The organism is Nosocomiicoccus sp. HMSC067E10 (assembly GCF_001810835.1).
GTDB lineage: Bacteria > Bacillota > Bacilli > Staphylococcales > Salinicoccaceae > Nosocomiicoccus > Nosocomiicoccus ampullae_A.
The window spans coordinates 20846-38238 of record NZ_KV802757.1 but is presented as its reverse complement, the minus strand read 5'-3'; the positions used below and the strand labels follow the sequence as shown (position 1 = coordinate 38238).

Below are 17393 nucleotides of genomic sequence, written 5' to 3'. Positions count from 1 at the left end.
GCTTTATAGGTTAGGGTTTCAAAGTAGCAAGTGTCAAATATGTGTCAAGTGTTTAATTATGAAATTCAAAAGAAGTATCAACTTTAATAAGTTGTTACTTCTTTTTCTTTGGCCAAATAAAAAATGAAATTGTGATAATCAAGTCTACTACAATTACAATCGTCCAAACGTTCGTTACTCCATCTAATGCTTGTGTCTCTTCATTATTGTGGACGAGTATTTTTATCAGATAAAGTAATCCAGTTCCTATTACGTACGCAATAATGTGTTTCATGAACGACTTTGCATATAGTTTTGCATAGTCATATCCAAATATTTGCCCTGGCTTTTCTCCTTGCTTCATTACATAATATCTAAATCGATCATCAAACCAGCGGATCATATCTCTACCAAACACTAGTGACACAGCAATATACAAGGCAGCTATCGCATGTGGATATCCTGCTGTTGCTCCGTTCATCAAATCAAACGTCGTCACTATCAAAAGCACCACATCAATCACTGGTGTCATTGCTAAAAATATAAAACCTAACTTTTCTTTTCTAAAAATATATCTAAACACTAACCCTATGGCAATTACTACCCAAAAGGCGATTTCACAAAATACAATTAACCAAGCGATGTAACTCATAGACACCAACTCCTCAAATAGGCTACTTGAATTATATTCTATTTAAATAATTAAAAACAATCATTATTATGCTTCTTCATGTGTGAGGTAAATAATTTTTCTTGAGTTTTAGTCAAAATAGTATATAATTCATATCACTACTTATAAAATACCAAAATCTCAAAAAAGGTAATTAAGGTGAAGAAAATGAGCAAATATTATCCACTAAACAAAGTGTTTCATATGAACAGTGAAAATCACGAAGTAGAGTACCAAAATAGATTAAATCAATTAAGTGCCTATCTCACAGAAATAGAAATAAAGCCGATTAGAAATGGGAATTTTTACAATGAATCTTTTCCTTTGTTTTTAGTAAACACACACAAGTTAGCAGCTTTAAATGAAGCAATCATTGAAAATAGTCGTACAATTACTCTTCTGAAAAATCGATTGCCGAGCGCATCACAACAAAGTTTCTATACCAATCTACTTATTAATGAAATACAAAGTACAAACGAAGTAGAAAATGTTAGAAGTACAAAAAAAGAAATATCTGAGGTGTTAGAAGATATTAAAAACAGTGATTTAAAGAAAGGTAGTATCACAAAAAAGAGATTGTTTGGTCTTGTAAAACTGTATTATTTTATTGAGAAAGAGTCAGAAATCACTAAGATTGAAGATATTCGTTCAATCTATGATGAACTAGTTTCATCTGAAATTTCAAAAGGGGATAGACTAGATGGTGAGCTTTTTAGAAAAGGTTCTGTAAGTGTTTATAGTGGGGGTAAAGAAATTCACAGAGGTGTTAAGTCAGAATCAAAAATCATTTCTATGTTAGGACAGATGATTAGTTTCATTAGAAATGATGATATGCCTTATCTATACAAATTAATGCTCTCGCATTATATATTTGAATATATTCATCCATTCTATGATGGTAATGGAAGAATGGGGCGTTATATTGTATGTAAGTTTTTGTCTAAAAAATTAGATGTTTATTCTGCAGTGACATTCTCAACTATTATAAATAACCATAAGAGTAAGTACTATAAGGCTTTTACAGAAACATCTCATCCATTGAACAAGGCAGAGGCAACTTTTTTTGTACAAGCTATGCTAGAAATGATCGTTGAAGGACAAGAACACGTCATAGCTATACTTGAAAAAGATATAGACAAAATAAATAAGATAAGTAATAATTTAGATGCATTAGTAGAAAAAGAATTTGATCGTTCTGTTCTTTTTATAATGGCTCAAAGTGCTATTTTTCAAAACAAATCTAATAGAATTTCAGTAAATGAATTAGCATACGAACACGATTGCGAAAGAAGAAAAATCTTAAGTGCTTTAGATAGATTTAAAGATCAATTGGAAGTAGTAAAAAAGAGACCAACGATATATACATTAACTGATGAGTATCTTGATGAATTATTATCTTAAAGCTCTGTGTTTATAAGTGCTAGGTGATTTATCACCTAGCTGTTTTAAATTTCTTTAAAACAAAAGAGATAACAACTAACTGCCTAAAGCAATTGACATTATCTCTCTGTTTGATTTTATAATATTTTATTGAATTTGATTTTTTAAAGAAAAATCTTACTTTACATAAGTCATATGATAATACTCTTGCCCATACAATTCGAGGACCTCGTCTTTTTTAAACCCAAGCTTCAGATAAAGGCCTAAAGCCTTCTCATTCTCTACCTCACAAATGAGTCCAAAAGGACGTGCTTCTTCACTATCTAGTAAATACTTCAATAACTTAGTCGCGATACCTTGTCCGCGGTACTCACTAAACGTTGCCACGCTATCTATGTACATTTCATTGTCACGTGCTTCTCTCAATTCAAGTGGTGGACTATATGGATGAAATTTCTTGTCCAGTCCAAGTTTCTCCCACACGTGTTTAAATTCGTGTTCGGTATGGCCGGGATAGCTCAGAACGAATCCTGCAACATCTCCATCTACCTCATACACGTGAATGGTTCTTTCTGAGTTTCGAAATTCTTCGTCACTGAGACACATTTCAAACGCTTCGAGTACAGTTTTTTTATCAAATTTCTCAATTATTTCGAGATCCATACCTTCCCAAATGATATAAACAAGTTCAGCGACTTTTCTGTTATCTTTTTGTTCCTTTTTACGGATCACAAAAACCTCTCCTTTTTCTTATATTTCTATCGTAACAAAACCAGTGGCTTTTCGGGAATCATAAAAACTCCTACATAATTTCTATAGAAGGATGTGTATAATAATTTCTGCCTTCCGGAGGTTGGAATCTTTTCTTTACTTTTAAATACACGCATGTTTCCACCCGAAATTTCATTTATCTATCGTAAAAATAAAATGTGGCATTGTAATTCAAACTCAGTTTTATCAGGGCTTTTTTGTTTTGAGCAAATCGTTAATAGAACGATGTTGGATGATGGTAGAATACGGAAATCATATTAAGAAGGATAGGTATTAAAATGAACTTCCATAAGGACAATGCTCAAGTAACAAATATCACATTAAACATTCGAGATTTAAGTAAAATGAAAGAGTTTTATATAAATATTTTAGGCATGAAATTAATTGAAGAAAGTGAAGTAGGTTTCGTTGCTGGTTTTGAAAGTAGTACGCACACATTCACTTTTGAAGTTTTAGAGAATGGTAGAGTGGCTTCACCAAACGAAGCGGGATTATTCCATATCGCAATTTTACTACCAACCCGAAGTGATCTCGGTCGTTTTATTAAATACATGTTTGATAGACAGATTCCCCTATCAGGTGGAGATCACTTAGTGAGTGAAGCGACGTATCTTGTTGACCCAGAAGGAAACGGTATTGAAGTATATGTGGATAGAGATCCTGATACATGGTCTTGGTCTAAAGGACAAGTGGTAATGGATACTCTAGCTTTAGATTTTGATGGTATTATTGAATCAAGTCGTAATAAAGAGTGGTCAGGTATGCCAGAAGGTACAATTATTGGGCACTTGCACTTGAAAGGTGGCGTGGTGATTGATCCAGAATTCTATGGTAACTACGGATTTGAAATCGCGACTAAAGTCATGAGCGCATATTTCTTAGGCTCAAATAAATATCACCACCACATTGCAGTGAACAACTGGCATAGTAATAAAGCAAGAATCGATTCAATGAACACATACGGCTTAAAAGCATTTAACATTTTAGTGCCAGACGCTGCGAGCGAAACAGTAGAAACACCAGAAGGTATTAAAATGGTCGTAAACTAATAATCATGTGTTTATCGTTTGAAATAACAAAATAGCTCCCCCGTCAAGTCACAATGAAAAAACAAGGAATGTCTCTTTTATGAGGCATTCCTTGTTTATTTTCGTTCAAAATTTAAAATAATTTATATTAATTATTTATATTATTCTAAATTCTGTCTTACTTCTTTATTTAATTCATCAAATTTTTCATTGTGGCTGGATACGATAGCTCCGTCTAATTCTTCTTTATCGATATAATGCTTCGCGAAATTTACTGCTTCACTTGCTTCCGGATATCCCGTCGCGATTAGATGTACGCGGTTGTCGTAGTGGACTTGGTCACCGATTGCATATAGTCCATCCACACCTGTTTTTACTCTTTCCTCGGTTAAAATTTGATTATATTCGTTCATTTTTACGTCACCTTTTAATGATTCTAATAATGCGCTATCTGATTTGTATCCGTGATTCACAAATACGATATCGACATCAATTTCTTCACCACCTGATAAAACAACGCGTTCGATCATAGTGCCATCTTTGTTTGAACGGAGTTCTTCAATCGTACGTTGCTTAATAATATGGACATCTTTCTTCTCTAACTCTTTAATTGTCGCTTCGTATCCTTTAAGTTCATCTTTTCTACACACGAGTGTGACGTCTGCAATACCATCTGCAAGATGTGCGGCCCAGTCGAGTGCGGAGTTTCCACCACCGGAGATTAACACATGCTTATCTTTATAGTGTTTGGTTTCTTCTATGTAGTAGTGAAGATTATCATACTCAAAGTCTTCTGCACCTGGTAAATTAAGCTTTACCGGACTAAAGACACCGACTCCAGTCGCTAAAATTACCGTATTCGCGTAATGTGTGCCCTTTGTCGTCTCTACTTTAAACACATCTCTTTCTTTATTTACACTGATTACCGATTCATTCAAATGAACAGTCGGGTCAAATGTAAGTCCTTGCTTCACCATGGATTCGCGAATATTTGCTGCAGTATTTGCTTCAACTCCGCCGATATCCCACACGATCTTATCTAAATAAAATTTCAGCTTTCCGCCAAGTCGGTCCTGATGTTCTATAATTGTTACGTCTAATCCTCGTAGCCCTGCATAAAATGCTGCGAATAGTCCCGATGGACCCCCACCTACAATCAGACAATCCGTATTGTTCATATTTTTGCCTCATTTCTATTGTACATTTACCATTGCTCATATTATAATCTAATTGAGAATTATTATCAATTAGATAAAAAGGAGAAATTTAATGAAGCGTATTTTATTTTTATTCAGTTTAATTTTTGTCGTACTACTTGCGGCATGTTCTGGTGAGGACAACACAGACGAAGCAGTGAAGGAAGAAACACCTGAAACTGTAAAATATACTACTGACGATGGTGAGGAAATCGATATACCAAAAGATCCAAAGCGTATTGTTGTGATGGGTTTTGGTTACTTCGGTAACTTAAAACAGCTTGATGCAAATATCGTTGGTGTACACAATTTAGTTCAAGATTCAGAAGTTCTGAGTAAAGAAGTTGGAGATATTGAATTAATCGAAGAAGGAAATATTGAACAAGTCTTAAATTTAGATCCTGATTTAATTATCACTTATAGCACAGATGAGAATATTAAGGAATTAAAAGAAGTAGCCCCTACAATTGGGCTTGATTATGTAAAGTGGAATTATTTAGATGTTCATAAAGAACTTGGCAAGATTGTAGGTAAAGAAGACCAAGCAAACAAGTGGGTCGAAGATTTCGAAGCAAAACTTGCTGAAAATAAAAAGACAGTACAAGACAAACTTGGCACAGACACAAGTGTTTCTGTTGCAGAAGCTTTTTCTAAAGATATTTATGTCTATGGTACAAACTGGGGTCGTGGAACAGAGATTCTTTACCAAGGGTTAGAAATGAAAGTGCCTGAAACAATCGAGAAAGATGTTGTAGAAACTAGTTGGAAAAAGATTTCAGCTGAAGAAGTTGCAAAGTATTCTGGAGATTTCATTTTTTTAGGTGATGGAGATCCAACAACAAACAAAGCAATCGAATCGACAAGTGTATGGAAAAACTTAGACGCAGTTAAAAATGACCGTGTAGTTGAGTTTGATTCAAGTACATTCTTGTTCAACGACCCACTGTCACTCGAATATCAGCTTGAATTTATTGTAGATCAATTAACGAAATAAACATTTGGAAGTGGTTTTTGTGAGCAAGGTAGAACTAAAAAATATCGTATATGAAGTAGGGGACACGAGAATCCTAAAAGATATCAACATGGAAATCTTGAGCGGACAGGTGACGACAATTATCGGTCCAAACGGTTGCGGTAAATCTACGTTGCTTAAGTCTATCGTAAAACTTTTACCTTATAAAGGTGAAGTGTATATCGACGACATCAAAATCCGCGATTTAAAATCGAAGCAGATGGCGAAGATGGTCGGGATTTTATCTCAAAAAAATAGATTACAGTATGATGTACGCGTGATTGACCTGTTAACTTACAGTCGCTACGCACACTTAAAACGTTTTGAAGGATTAAAACAAAGAGACATTGACATGATTGACTGGGCGTTAAAAGAAACGGGCGCAATAGATTTTAAAAATCGAATGATGAGCGAACTGTCGGGAGGTCAACAACAGCGTGTATGGATTAGTTTCCTACTCGCACAAGGAACAAACACACTGTTACTTGATGAGCCGACGACATACCTAGACATTCACCATCAGCTTGAAACACTGAACATCGTGCATGAGTTAAACCGTAAGACGGGCCAGACCGTAGTCATGGTATTACATGATTTAAACCAAGCGATTCGCTATTCAGATCAAATCATTGTCATGCAAAAAGGTGAAATCGTGACATACGGTAAGCCAGAGGACGTACTGACGAACGACGTATTAAATAATGTATTTAACATTGATGGTCGAATCGAATTTGATGGGGTAACCGGCAGACCTTATCTCGCTGCTTATGACTTATTCTGTAACACAATAAAGGATATTCACAATGAATAGAACATATATTTTAGCGAGTGCTCTTTTTATAGGGGTGATCGCCTCATTCTTTTTAGCCATGATGATTGGAGTCGAACATTACACCTTTCAAACCGTTTTAAACAGTTTAATGCACCCATATGCCAATGATTCAGTGACACAAACATTGATGGAGATTCGCCTACCACGTATTTTAGTTGCTTTTCTCGTTGGCATGATGATCAGTGTTTCAGGATTAATTATGCAAACGGTGACGCATAATGATTTAAGTGAGCCGAGTATTTTAGGTGTTAATGCAGGAGCTAACCTTATGATTGTGCTCGTTGTTGTGCTTGTTCCGACAATTACGTTTGTTGGAATTATCATCAGTGGGTTTATCGGTGGCGCGTTAGTTGGTTTATTTATATTAATGATGACACGTTATAATTCACCGGTGAAACTCGTTTTAGCAGGTGCGGGGATTTCTTTACTACTACTCGCGTTAACGAATTTTATTGTCATCACAAATGGACTTGGACAGTTCGCGATGTTTTTTACGTCAGGTGGGGCAGCGGGTCAGACATTGTCGAATGTTTTAATGGTGACGCCCGTTGCGATTGTTTTAATCCTCATATTGATTTTGATGTCACGAGAATTAGATGTGCTACTATTATCCGATGACGTTGCGCATTCTATTGGACAGAATCAGCGCATCTATAAATTTGTGAGTTTGTTTATTGCGATTATGCTTGCAGCGATTTCAGTCGCACTCGTTGGAAATATTATTTTCTTAGGAATGCTTGTACCACATATTGTTAAGATGATTGTTGGGCACTTGCATAAAAAAGCACTTATTTTTACAGCAATTTTAGGTGGCGTATTCTTCGTTTTAGCAGATATGTTTGCAAGAATGTTTAACGAAATGCCAGTGAATGCTGTTATCGCAATGATTGGCCTCCCGTTCTTTATCTATATCATTAGAAGAAGGGGGCATACGTATGCGTAATAGTGTTAAGATTTTAATTCTTGTTATACTAATTTTTGTAACAATCGTACTCACCTTAACGACAGGTACGTTTAAGATGTCACTCATAGACATTTGGAACTTAATGACGGGGCAGGCAACTAGCAAAGTCGCACTTGTATTTTATAAATTTAGAATGCCGAGACTCATCATCACGCTCGTATGTGGTGCAGCGCTTGCGTTATCTGGGCTTATCTTACAAGTCGTTTCGAAAAATCCATTATCAGATCCAGGGATTATAGGTGTGAACGCAGGTAGTGGATTTGGAGTGGTATTATTTATTGCCTTCGTTGCTGGAAATAGTGGTGTGAACCATTTATACACACTACCACTAATGAGTTTCATTGGTGGATTACTTACAGTGCTACTCGTTTTCGCGTTATCGTTTGTTGGTGGTAAATTCTCAAGCAACACGTTTATTTTAATCGGAATTGCGACGGCACTCGGTGTCACAGGATTTGTGTATGTATTTACGTCGATGTTTGATAACACACAAATGGACATGTTAAACCGATTCTTTGCGGGGAATATTTGGGGAGACTCATGGGAATTTGTTATTGTGACGATTCCATATATTGTAATCATCATGATAATTACGCTGTTTAGAGTACGCGAGATGTCGATGATGTCACTTGATGACGATATGCTCACAACACTAGGTATGCATGTCACACGTGAGAAGATTATTTTAATTGTTTTAGCAGCACTACTATCGAGTATCAGTGTGAGTGTTGCGGGGTCGATTTCATTTATTGGACTCATTGCACCACACATTGCACGCATGATGTTTAAAATTGATATGAAAATTATATTTGTGGGAACTCTATTAATCGGTGCGTTTCTTTTAAGTTTTGCTGATTTTGTCGGTAAGACTATCGCTGAACCGCTCATCATTCCAGTTGGAATTGTCGTGTCACTCATCGGAGGACCATACTTCTTGTATTTACTATTCAGAGGAAAAACAATTTAAAGAAGAAAGTGGAGATGGTTCTACAAGTGAAAGCATCTCATTATACAAACTTTCGATTTCTGAATATACTTCTTTACATTCGTACAGATGTTCTGTAATTAAAGTAGTTATTAATGATTCAAATAAAATATGGTATTGTCGTTTCAAATATAATTTAATCATAGATTTTTGGTTTTGAGCAAATCATTAATAGTACGATGTTGAATGATGGTAGAATACGAGAATTATATTAAGAAGGATAGGTATTAAAATGGTCGTAAACTAAATAAACGATAAACGATATGTTTAACGTTTGAAATAAAGTGGCATTCGGAGAATAATATTTGGATTTATAGATTATTCTTTAAATAACAAGATAGCCGCTCTTTAGCAAGATTTACTAGAAGTCTTCCGTCTGCAGACTTCTAGAAGAACTTAATCAGACTAGCATGAATTGTGGAACGTTCTCTTCCGGCGTTCATGCGAAACATTAATTGAGAACTACACACGTAGAAAGAAGTGTAGCAAGATCCTTGGACGCGGGTTCAACTCCCGCCGTCTCCATATACAAACATTGTCATATCAATGTTTACCGTCATTCACGGGGCGTATACGGGCGTTTTCATTTTATTATGAAAACAAGTCCCGTATTTTTTGTGTGAATAGATTTATTAATTATCAACAGCAATTTAGAAAAATGTTGACAAATAAACTTGATGACTGAGATAAAAAGACTCGAATAATAATTCAATTTTTTTAGTATTGAAATTATAAAAACACTATAAGGAATAAAAGGGTGCTTACAATATAGAAAAACCCTCGCGTTTAGTCACATTAATTAAATCTAGAACTTATGTGTAAATGATTTTAATTGACTTACGTTTTTAGAATAAGCATAATTATAAATAGCAGTAAAACACAAATGAGTGATGTAATGATAATAGATGATTTTAAACTTTGGGGATGTCATGGGACAGACTCTACTAAAATTGAAAAATTGACACAGGCTCAACCTATGGAACCTAATAGAAAATTTTTACCTCCAGATTTAGGATTCGGTCTTTATCTATATGTTATGCGACGAGATGATGTTTTAGAACCATATAACAATGCTATTAATTACCTTAATAGATGGAAACCTGATTATAAGCAAAAGGTCGTCGTTAAAATTGAAGCCAATATTAACCCCGATAAAGTATTAAATCTAGATGAGTTTGAAAATCAAGTTATATTTAACGATTTTTATGAAGAAAACGAAAATAAAATTATCACAGAGTTACAACGATTATGTAAAAATAATACCTACCATCGTGGTAATTTTGATGGTTTAATAATCGAGATGATGATTAATGAATATAATATCAATGTTGATGCGATTGCATGTGAAACGTATACTCAGTTTAATCATATAAAAGATAGAAAAAGATCAAATATTCCTAACGGTAAAGAGATTTGTATTAGAAATTATAGTACCATTTCAAGGAAAATAATATGTTGCCCTATTAATTAATGGAGGTGCTAGCAATGGGTATTAATTTAAAGGATTATATAAACAGAGATAATATTAACTTGAGTGAAGAAAAAATTAGAAAACACTTAATAGATATTTTAAATCTTAGTGACAACGATTTTTTCATTTTAGATATAGATTTAGAACGTATCGATGTTTCTTCGAGAATTAAAGATATTACTAACTCCCAAATGCATGAAGAAGAACCAATAAACATTCCCTTTGATCAGATAACACCTAGAAAAACTTATGAGTTACGATTAGAGGGATCAATGTTTAACTATTATAATCAGGGATTGATAGCATAATGAAAGCTGAATTAAAATTTTCTGAATATGAGATTGAAGAGATAACTTATAAGATTAATGTACTCTCAGAAGTAGAGGTTATGGATGATGACGAGAACGCTCCCAGATTAATTTGTAATGTAATTCATTCAGAAGAAGATAACTCTAGATTTATCATTAAATTAGGGTTGGAATTAGGAGATTCAAATCTTTCAAAAAATAATATCTATTTGAAATGTATTGTCATTGGAGTTTTTGAGCAAAGCAAGTCTGCAGAATTAAATTTAGTACCAAATGCTGTATCTATACTTTTTCCATATCTTAGATCAATAATTTCTGATGTTACGTCTAAGGGGAATAGACGTCCAATTATTCTGCCACCTATTAATATTAATGAATTCTTAAATCGTGCGGAAAAAATGGATGAAACTATTGAATGATTGTTTAGAAGACTTTGCTTTTTTATAAAGTGTGCTTTTAAAATATGCTTAAACTGTTACAGTTAATTTTATTATTTTTCTTATAAAGCGCCTCCTAAAAATACTTCTTTACATTCGTACAGATGTTCTGTATAGTTAGGATATGGTAATAATTATTCAAATGAGATGTAGTGTTATTTAATAGATTCACTCGTAGAAGTTTGAATGTTTTACACATATTATATTTATTACGGGGGTATTCTATTATGAATAACGGTACAGTTAAATGGTTTAACGCAGAAAAAGGTTTTGGATTCATCGAGAGAGAAGACGGAGACGACGTATTCGTACACTTCTCAGGTATTGTTGGTGAAGGTTACAAAACTTTAGAAGAAGGACAAAACGTTGAGTTCGAAATCGTTGAAGGCGATCGTGGACCACAAGCAACAAACGTTGCTGTTCAATAATTTAAAATTTATATAGTAATATATAATAAAAGTCAGCAATCTTTGGATTGCTGACTTTTTTGTTTATAAATCTAATTCAGGGTATGCGTTAAACTCTTCGAAATCTCCTGCAGTATTTAATAGTGGTGCAAATTTCGCAGTAACTACTTCTGGCGTTCCGTTAAACGCGTAATAGACTTTTCCAGTAATTTCTTCACCAGGTGCGATTTCTTGTAATATCGAGCTGTCTAAATCATAGTACGTCGCTTCTTTATCATTCACTTGTACTGAGACGTCACGTCCTGCTGGGAAGTTTTTGTCTGTATTGTTTTTATAATACACTTCAAGCTCTAATACATATTCAAACGATTCAAAATGATCTTCGATTCTTTCATCTGTTAATTGACTCGATTTCACAGTGAAGTCGATGCCGTCGATTGTGACGATTTTCCCGATATCGTTACGCGTATCATTTTCAATTTCCTTTTCAGGCGATACTTTCACTTCTTTTACTTCAGTTTTTTCTGTCGTATCGTTGGTTGACTCTTTTGTAACATCATTTTCGTTATCTGTACTACAACCTGCAATAAATACGATTAGAACAGTGCTTAACAGTAATTTTTTCATAGTGTCTCCTATCGTTAAATGTTTAAAAATATGGTATCATTCTTTTAAATGAGAAACAAATGAGAGTGGTAGTATGACAGAGATTGTCGTCACGTTAAGTAGCCGTAATTTGACGGAACTTCAACAAGAGTTAGAGGACTTACATCACGCACGAGACGATTTCGATATTTTAGAATTTCGTGGCGATTATTTTGAAGACGATGAAGAAATCATCGACGCATTATATGGTTTAAGAGAGTTAAATAAGCGTATTTTATATACATATCGTACGGAAAATGAAGGTGGCTTTGGTAGCGATGACGCGTATGTGTCACATATTAAATACATTTCAACGCATGCACCGTTTGATATTTTAGATATTCAGTACAATAGTTATAGAGAGGCTGCGTTTATTTCACACGTCAAATCTCGTAGTATCGATGTACTGTTTAGTCATCATGATTTTCTAAAAACGCCAAATAAAAAAACAATACAGTCGATTATCGATGGAATGTATGAATCATTTGCGGACTATTGTAAAGTCGCGTATATGCCAACAAATAATGAAGACGTCGAATTACTCTTTGAATTGTTAAAACAAAATAAAGAAAAGTACGGAAATATGATTATTATCATCGCGATGGGGGAAAGGGGTAAAATAACACGCGTCGCAAAAGCACCGTACAATTCAGCGTTCACTTACGGATGTTTAAAGACGCCACAAGCACCCGGCCAAGTGGAAATAAAAATGCTAAGAGAGGTATATCAGCATAATGAATAAATATTACGAGTATAAAAAATGTTCAACATGTCGTAAAGGTAAAAAGTATATAGAAGATAAAGGAATCAATTTAGAAGTCATTGATATGGTAGAGGAACCACCATCAGAATACGAATTAAAAGACATCGTTAGTAAAGCAGATAATTACGAAATTGATGACTTTTTCAATAAGCGCGGCAAAGTATTTAAAGTTCTCGGTTTAAAAGAAAAGTTAGATACGATGTCATTCGATGAAAAAATTAAATTATTATCGAGTGACGGTATGCTCATTAAGCGTCCGATGCTCGTTACAGAGAGTGCGGTCATATTAGGATTTAAGGAAGAAGAATACGACGCAGTTTTAAATAATTAATACTATATTTTAATTTGTTTATATTATAGTTATATGAGATAATACAATTATTAATTATTCATTACTAGGGGGTTTTTGTTTTGGCAACACCAAACAACTTAAAGTATTCAGAAGATCATGAGTGGGTAAAAGTTGACGGAGATACAGTAACTATTGGTATTACTGAGTTCGCACAGTCTGAATTAGGAGACATCGTTTTCGTTGAACTTCCTGAAGAAGGAGACGAAATCGCAAAAGGTGACGACTTCGGTTCAGTAGAATCTGTAAAAACAGTATCTGAATTATATGCACCGGTTTCTGGTGAAGTACTTGAAGTGAACGAGGAGCTTGAGGATAGCCCTGAGTTAGTAAACGAATCACCATACGAAGAAGCTTGGATGTTAAAAGTTAAGCTTAGAGACGCGTCAGAACTTGATGAGTTAATGGATGCAGCAGCTTACGACGAAATGACAGGACAATAATTTATGTAAGAACTCTAGACGATGTCTAGAGTTTTTTCTTTCAAAGGATTTAAAAAATGAAACAAAAAATTACAGAAGAAGAACTAACATCTATCATAAAACGAAGCGGCGTTGAAGTGATCTACGGGTATACGCCAATGTGTGCGACGTGTAAACTCGCAGAGTCGTTTTTAAATATCGCAACAAAAATCATAGACGTTAACGTCACAAAGATTGATTTAAACTATTACGAGGCTTTTATTCAGCAATATAAAATTCACAGCGTACCAGCGCTGTTAATCTTTAAAGGCGGTAAACTACAAGAAGAAGTGTACGCGTTTGAGTCGGTGACTAAAATTGTCGAAATATTTAAAAAGTACGTTGACAACGAAAATTCGTAGTGCTACAATAAATCAAACTTAATAATTCTTATCCAGAGTGGTGGAGGGAAGTGCCCAAGGAAGCCACGGCAACCGTCTAAATAGACAAGGTGCTAATTCACTGAATGATCAAGATCATTCGAAGATGAGAAAGCGAACGTTATTTATGCTTACTCATTTTTGAGTAAGCATTTTTTATTTTCTTCAAGTGAAAAAGAATTATTAAGCGGATATAACTGGAGGCAAAGCGATGATTGATATTAAAAATGTCACTAAAGTTTTTAAAGGGAAAAAGAAAACCGTCCATGCGGTAGATGATGTGTCGTTACATATCGAAAAAGGAGAAATTTTCGGTATTATCGGATACTCCGGGGCTGGAAAGTCTACGCTAATCCGAATGCTTAACGGTTTAGAAACACTTTCAAGTGGAGACGTTGTAATCGGTGGAGACACGATAAACACCCTTTCAAAAAAAGCATTACGTAAAAAGCGCCAAAAAGTGTCGATGATTTTCCAACATTTTAACTTGTTATGGTCCCGCACAGTCTATGAAAACATTCGCCTCCCCCTTGAAATCGCAGGTGTATCAAAGAGTGAAATGGACGCTCGTGTGACGGAGTTAATTCATCTTGTCGGTTTAGAAGGTAGAGAACATAACTATCCAAGTGAATTATCCGGCGGTCAAAAGCAGCGTGTCGGTATCGCAAGAGCACTTAGCAATCATCCGGAAGTTTTATTATGTGACGAAGCGACGAGTGCTTTAGACCCACAAACGACAGATGAAATACTCGATTTACTCGTAAAAATTCGCGAAGAGCTAGGGTTAACAATCGTCATGATCACACACGAGATGCAAGTGATTCGTAAAATTTGCGACCGTGCAGCCGTCATGGAAAATGGTAAAGTCATCGAAGTTGCACCGATTATCGAATTGTTCCAAAATCCAAAATCATCAGTTACAAAACGATTTGTACAAGATGATTTAGACGATGAAGACGTCGACGTTCAAATTAAAGCGATTAAAGAAAGTTTCCCAAATTCGACAGTATTAAAACTCGGATTTGTCGGTACGAAAGCAAACAGCCCAATCGTCTCTCAAGTGATTAAAACGTATGATTTAGACATGAACGTCTTATCAGGAAATATTAAACAAACAAACGACGAATCATACGGTCATCTATACGTTGCGACTGAAGTTCAAGGTGAGACGTTAACTAAAATTATTGAGCAGTTTGAACGTGAAAATGTGTCAGTGGAGGTCATCAAATGAACGATATAAAAGAAATGTTCCGATTTGAACACGTCAAAATCGATGCACTAATCGAAGCGACGATAGAAACGCTGACAATGACAGGAATCGCGACGCTATTTTCATTCGTCATAGGAATTATACTCGGTGTCATTTTATTTCAATCATCAAAAGGTAAGGCGATTGCCTCTAAACCAGTGTACGGTGCGACATCATTTGTCGTTAACCTATTTCGTGCCATTCCGTTTATCATTTTAATCATATTACTCATACCGTTCACAAAAGCAATTATGGGAACGATGATGGGAGTATGGGGAGCGATGCCCGCGTTAATAATCGGCTCGTCTCCGTTTTATGCGAGACTCGTTGAGATCGCGTTAAAAGAAGTCGACAAAGGCGTCATTGAAGCTGCTGAGTCGATGGGTGCAACGCAAACTGAAATTATTTGGAAAGTGTTACTCCCTGAATCACTTCCAGCACTCATTTCAGGGATTACAGTAACGGCGATTATGCTCGTCGGTTCAACTGCAGTGGCTGGTGTTATTGGAGCAGGAGGTCTTGGAAGTCTAGCATACATGGTCGGATTTACGAGAAATCAACCAGACGTGACACTCGTTGCGACAATCGTTGTTTTAATTATCGTTTTTATCATTCAAATTATAGGAGACACTGTATCAAAAGCAGTCGACAAAAGATAAGAGGAGACTTATTTATGAAAAGAATATTATTTGCATTTACATTATTACTAACAGTAGTACTCGCTGCATGTGGTGGCGGAAAAGAAGCAAACGAAAAATTAACAGTCGTTGCGACACCAGTACCACACGCTGAAATTTTAGAAGAAGCAAAACCATTATTAGAAGAAAAAGGAATCGATCTCGACATTAAAGTCGTGAACGACTACAACACACCAAACCAAATGTTAGACAGTGAAGATGCAGATGCAACATTCTTCGCACACATTCCATACTTTAACAACTTATTAAAAGAAGGATTCGACTTTGAAAACATTGGAGCTGTTCACTTAGAGCCTATCGGTGTATATTCTAACGATTATAAATCATTAGAAGAGTTACCAGACGGAGCAAAAATTATGCTTTCAAACAACGTGCCAGATGAAGGACGTATCCTTAAATTCTTCGTCGACCACGGTTTACTTACGTTAAAAGACGGTGTTGACCCAATCGAAGCAACAATCGACGATATCGAAGACAACCCACATAACTTCGTATTCGACAACAAAACAGCACCAGAAATCATGGTCAAAGCATACGAAAATAACGAAGGTGATGTGTTCTTTATCAACGCAAACTACGCGATTGACTCAGGATTATCACCAAAAGAAGATGCAATCGAACTTGAAGCGGCAGACTCAGACTACGTAAACGTTGTAATTGTAAGAAGCGCAGACAAAGATAACGAAAACTTAAAATCACTTGTAGAAGTATTACAAAGTGAAGAAATCAAAAAATTCATCGACGGAAATTATGACGGTGCAGTCATTCCAGCGGAATAATGAGAAGAGACACGGCTTTTTAAGTCGTGTTTTTTTGTGTGGAGAGACGAATTTTTTATCTTTTTATTAAAGAGTAAGTTTATATTTGTTCGATAGCTGGGTATATTTACATATCAAGAATTTACTGGAGGTAATCTAAATGGATGAATTTGAACGTAATTCAGAATACACATATGAAACACGCCCTGTGTTTGACGGACAAATCGTCATGCTATCGTACTTATCATTATTTGTATCAGCATTCATTGCGCCGTTAATTATATGGGCAGTTAAGAAAGACGACGATCCAGAAACGGGTGCTGCACTAGCTGACGTACTAAACTTCTCGATTTCGTATTCAATCTATTCATTTGTTTCTTCGATATTAATTGTAGTTCTCATCGGCTTTATTACGACACCTATTATATTAGTCATGGTTGTAGTATTCACGATTATTGGAGCGATTAAATCATCAAACGGTGAAAGATATCTTCCACCACTAACAATTCGATTCATTAAATAAGGGAAACGCATGTGCCTAAGCACGTGTGTTTTTTCGTGTGGAGTGTGAGTGAGCTGTGTCGGTGTCTACCGTATACGATAATTGATCTTTCGCCTGTTTTTCATCTTAATTAACAAAAAATTGTTGA

The 17393-nt window shown here is 35.2% G+C and carries 22 protein-coding genes and 1 riboswitch; of the genes, 18 read left to right on the top strand and 4 right to left on the bottom strand.

What is annotated here, in order from left to right:
* Window positions 1-94: 94 nt before the first annotated feature.
* Window positions 95-631, bottom strand: a complete 537-nt coding sequence (locus HMPREF2767_RS02415; RefSeq protein WP_070622498.1) for a hypothetical protein — start codon at window positions 629-631, stop codon at window positions 95-97.
* 186 nt (window positions 632-817) lie between these two features.
* Between HMPREF2767_RS02415 and HMPREF2767_RS02410 the strand changes: the two genes are divergently transcribed.
* The gene (locus HMPREF2767_RS02410; RefSeq protein WP_070622497.1) at window positions 818-2050 is read left to right on the top strand and encodes a Fic family protein; all 1233 of its coding nucleotides are present in this window, start codon (window positions 818-820) and stop codon (window positions 2048-2050) included.
* A gap of 156 nt (window positions 2051-2206) precedes the next feature.
* Here HMPREF2767_RS02410 and HMPREF2767_RS02405 read toward each other — a convergent pair whose 3' ends face one another.
* Window positions 2207-2761, bottom strand: coding sequence for a GNAT family N-acetyltransferase (locus HMPREF2767_RS02405; protein WP_070622496.1), 555 nt, complete (start codon window positions 2759-2761; stop codon window positions 2207-2209).
* A 317-nt stretch (window positions 2762-3078) separates the two neighbouring features.
* On the opposite strand from HMPREF2767_RS02405, the gene HMPREF2767_RS02400 reads away from it, so the two are divergent.
* Window positions 3079-3849 (top strand): VOC family protein, encoded by a 771-nt coding sequence (locus HMPREF2767_RS02400; RefSeq protein ID WP_070622495.1) that lies wholly within the window; start codon window positions 3079-3081, stop codon window positions 3847-3849.
* A gap of 140 nt (window positions 3850-3989) precedes the next feature.
* On the opposite strand, the gene HMPREF2767_RS02395 is transcribed toward HMPREF2767_RS02400, so the two are convergent.
* The gene (locus tag HMPREF2767_RS02395; RefSeq protein ID WP_070622494.1) at window positions 3990-5006 is read right to left on the bottom strand and encodes an NAD(P)/FAD-dependent oxidoreductase; all 1017 of its coding nucleotides are present in this window, start codon (window positions 5004-5006) and stop codon (window positions 3990-3992) included.
* A 91-nt stretch (window positions 5007-5097) separates the two neighbouring features.
* On the opposite strand from HMPREF2767_RS02395, the gene HMPREF2767_RS02390 reads away from it, so the two are divergent.
* The 8 genes from HMPREF2767_RS02390 to HMPREF2767_RS02355 all read left to right on the top strand — a co-directional run bounded on the left by HMPREF2767_RS02390 (window position 5098) and on the right by HMPREF2767_RS02355 (window position 11461).
* Window positions 5098-6018 carry an ABC transporter substrate-binding protein gene (locus HMPREF2767_RS02390; RefSeq protein WP_070622493.1) on the top strand — a complete coding sequence of 307 codons (921 nt, stop codon included), beginning with the start codon at window positions 5098-5100 and terminating at the stop codon, window positions 6016-6018.
* Between the two features lie 19 nt (window positions 6019-6037).
* A complete protein-coding gene (locus HMPREF2767_RS02385; RefSeq protein WP_070622492.1) occupies window positions 6038-6847 on the top strand; it encodes an ABC transporter ATP-binding protein in 810 nt (269 codons plus the stop codon).
* A complete protein-coding gene (locus HMPREF2767_RS02380; RefSeq protein WP_070622491.1) occupies window positions 6840-7811 on the top strand; it encodes a FecCD family ABC transporter permease in 972 nt (323 codons plus the stop codon). Before HMPREF2767_RS02385 ends, HMPREF2767_RS02380 begins: the two co-directional genes overlap by 8 nt.
* Window positions 7804-8799, top strand: a complete 996-nt coding sequence (locus HMPREF2767_RS02375) for a FecCD family ABC transporter permease (protein WP_070622490.1) — start codon at window positions 7804-7806, stop codon at window positions 8797-8799. Before HMPREF2767_RS02380 ends, HMPREF2767_RS02375 begins: the two co-directional genes overlap by 8 nt.
* A 901-nt stretch (window positions 8800-9700) precedes the next feature.
* Window positions 9701-10288 carry a hypothetical protein gene (locus tag HMPREF2767_RS02370; RefSeq protein WP_144265387.1) on the top strand — a complete coding sequence of 196 codons (588 nt, stop codon included), beginning with the start codon at window positions 9701-9703 and terminating at the stop codon, window positions 10286-10288.
* A 14-nt stretch (window positions 10289-10302) separates the two neighbouring features.
* Window positions 10303-10596 carry a hypothetical protein gene (locus HMPREF2767_RS02365; protein WP_070622488.1) on the top strand — a complete coding sequence of 98 codons (294 nt, stop codon included), beginning with the start codon at window positions 10303-10305 and terminating at the stop codon, window positions 10594-10596.
* Window positions 10596-11015, top strand: coding sequence for a protein-export chaperone SecB (locus HMPREF2767_RS02360; RefSeq protein WP_070622487.1), 420 nt, complete (start codon window positions 10596-10598; stop codon window positions 11013-11015). The genes HMPREF2767_RS02365 and HMPREF2767_RS02360 overlap by 1 nt, the downstream gene beginning before the upstream one ends.
* Before the next feature lie 245 nt (window positions 11016-11260).
* Entirely contained in the window at window positions 11261-11461 is a 201-nt protein-coding gene (locus HMPREF2767_RS02355; protein ID WP_068130854.1) for a cold-shock protein, read from the top strand.
* Window positions 11462-11524: 63 nt separating this feature from the next.
* On the opposite strand, the gene HMPREF2767_RS02350 is transcribed toward HMPREF2767_RS02355, so the two are convergent.
* Window positions 11525-12067, bottom strand: coding sequence for a hypothetical protein (locus HMPREF2767_RS02350; protein ID WP_070622486.1), 543 nt, complete (start codon window positions 12065-12067; stop codon window positions 11525-11527).
* A 73-nt stretch (window positions 12068-12140) separates the two neighbouring features.
* On the opposite strand from HMPREF2767_RS02350, the gene aroD reads away from it, so the two are divergent.
* The 8 genes from aroD (at window position 12141) to HMPREF2767_RS02310 (ending at window position 17266) form a co-directional block, all read left to right on the top strand.
* Entirely contained in the window at window positions 12141-12827 is a 687-nt protein-coding gene (gene aroD, locus HMPREF2767_RS02345; RefSeq protein ID WP_070622485.1) for a type I 3-dehydroquinate dehydratase, read from the top strand.
* Window positions 12820-13179, top strand: coding sequence for a Spx/MgsR family RNA polymerase-binding regulatory protein (locus tag HMPREF2767_RS02340; protein WP_070622484.1), 360 nt, complete (start codon window positions 12820-12822; stop codon window positions 13177-13179). The genes aroD and HMPREF2767_RS02340 overlap by 8 nt, the downstream gene beginning before the upstream one ends.
* Window positions 13180-13259: 80 nt before the next feature.
* A complete protein-coding gene (gcvH, locus tag HMPREF2767_RS02335; RefSeq protein ID WP_070622483.1) occupies window positions 13260-13640 on the top strand; it encodes a glycine cleavage system protein GcvH in 381 nt (126 codons plus the stop codon).
* 56 nt (window positions 13641-13696) lie between these two features.
* Window positions 13697-14020, top strand: coding sequence for a thioredoxin family protein (locus tag HMPREF2767_RS02330; protein ID WP_070622482.1), 324 nt, complete (start codon window positions 13697-13699; stop codon window positions 14018-14020).
* 25 nt (window positions 14021-14045) lie between these two features.
* Window positions 14046-14151, top strand: a riboswitch (SAM riboswitch).
* Between the two features lie 98 nt (window positions 14152-14249).
* A complete protein-coding gene (locus HMPREF2767_RS02325; RefSeq protein WP_070622481.1) occupies window positions 14250-15269 on the top strand; it encodes a methionine ABC transporter ATP-binding protein in 1020 nt (339 codons plus the stop codon).
* Window positions 15266-15946 (top strand): methionine ABC transporter permease, encoded by a 681-nt coding sequence (locus HMPREF2767_RS02320; protein WP_068130835.1) that lies wholly within the window; start codon window positions 15266-15268, stop codon window positions 15944-15946. The genes HMPREF2767_RS02325 and HMPREF2767_RS02320 overlap by 4 nt, the downstream gene beginning before the upstream one ends.
* Window positions 15947-15960: 14 nt before the next feature.
* A complete protein-coding gene (locus HMPREF2767_RS02315) occupies window positions 15961-16764 on the top strand; it encodes a MetQ/NlpA family ABC transporter substrate-binding protein (RefSeq protein WP_070622480.1) in 804 nt (267 codons plus the stop codon).
* 139 nt (window positions 16765-16903) lie between these two features.
* Window positions 16904-17266: a DUF4870 domain-containing protein gene (locus HMPREF2767_RS02310; protein ID WP_070622479.1), complete on the top strand. Its 363-nt coding sequence runs from the start codon at window positions 16904-16906 to the stop codon at window positions 17264-17266.
* The last annotated feature ends 127 nt before the right edge of the window (window positions 17267-17393 follow it).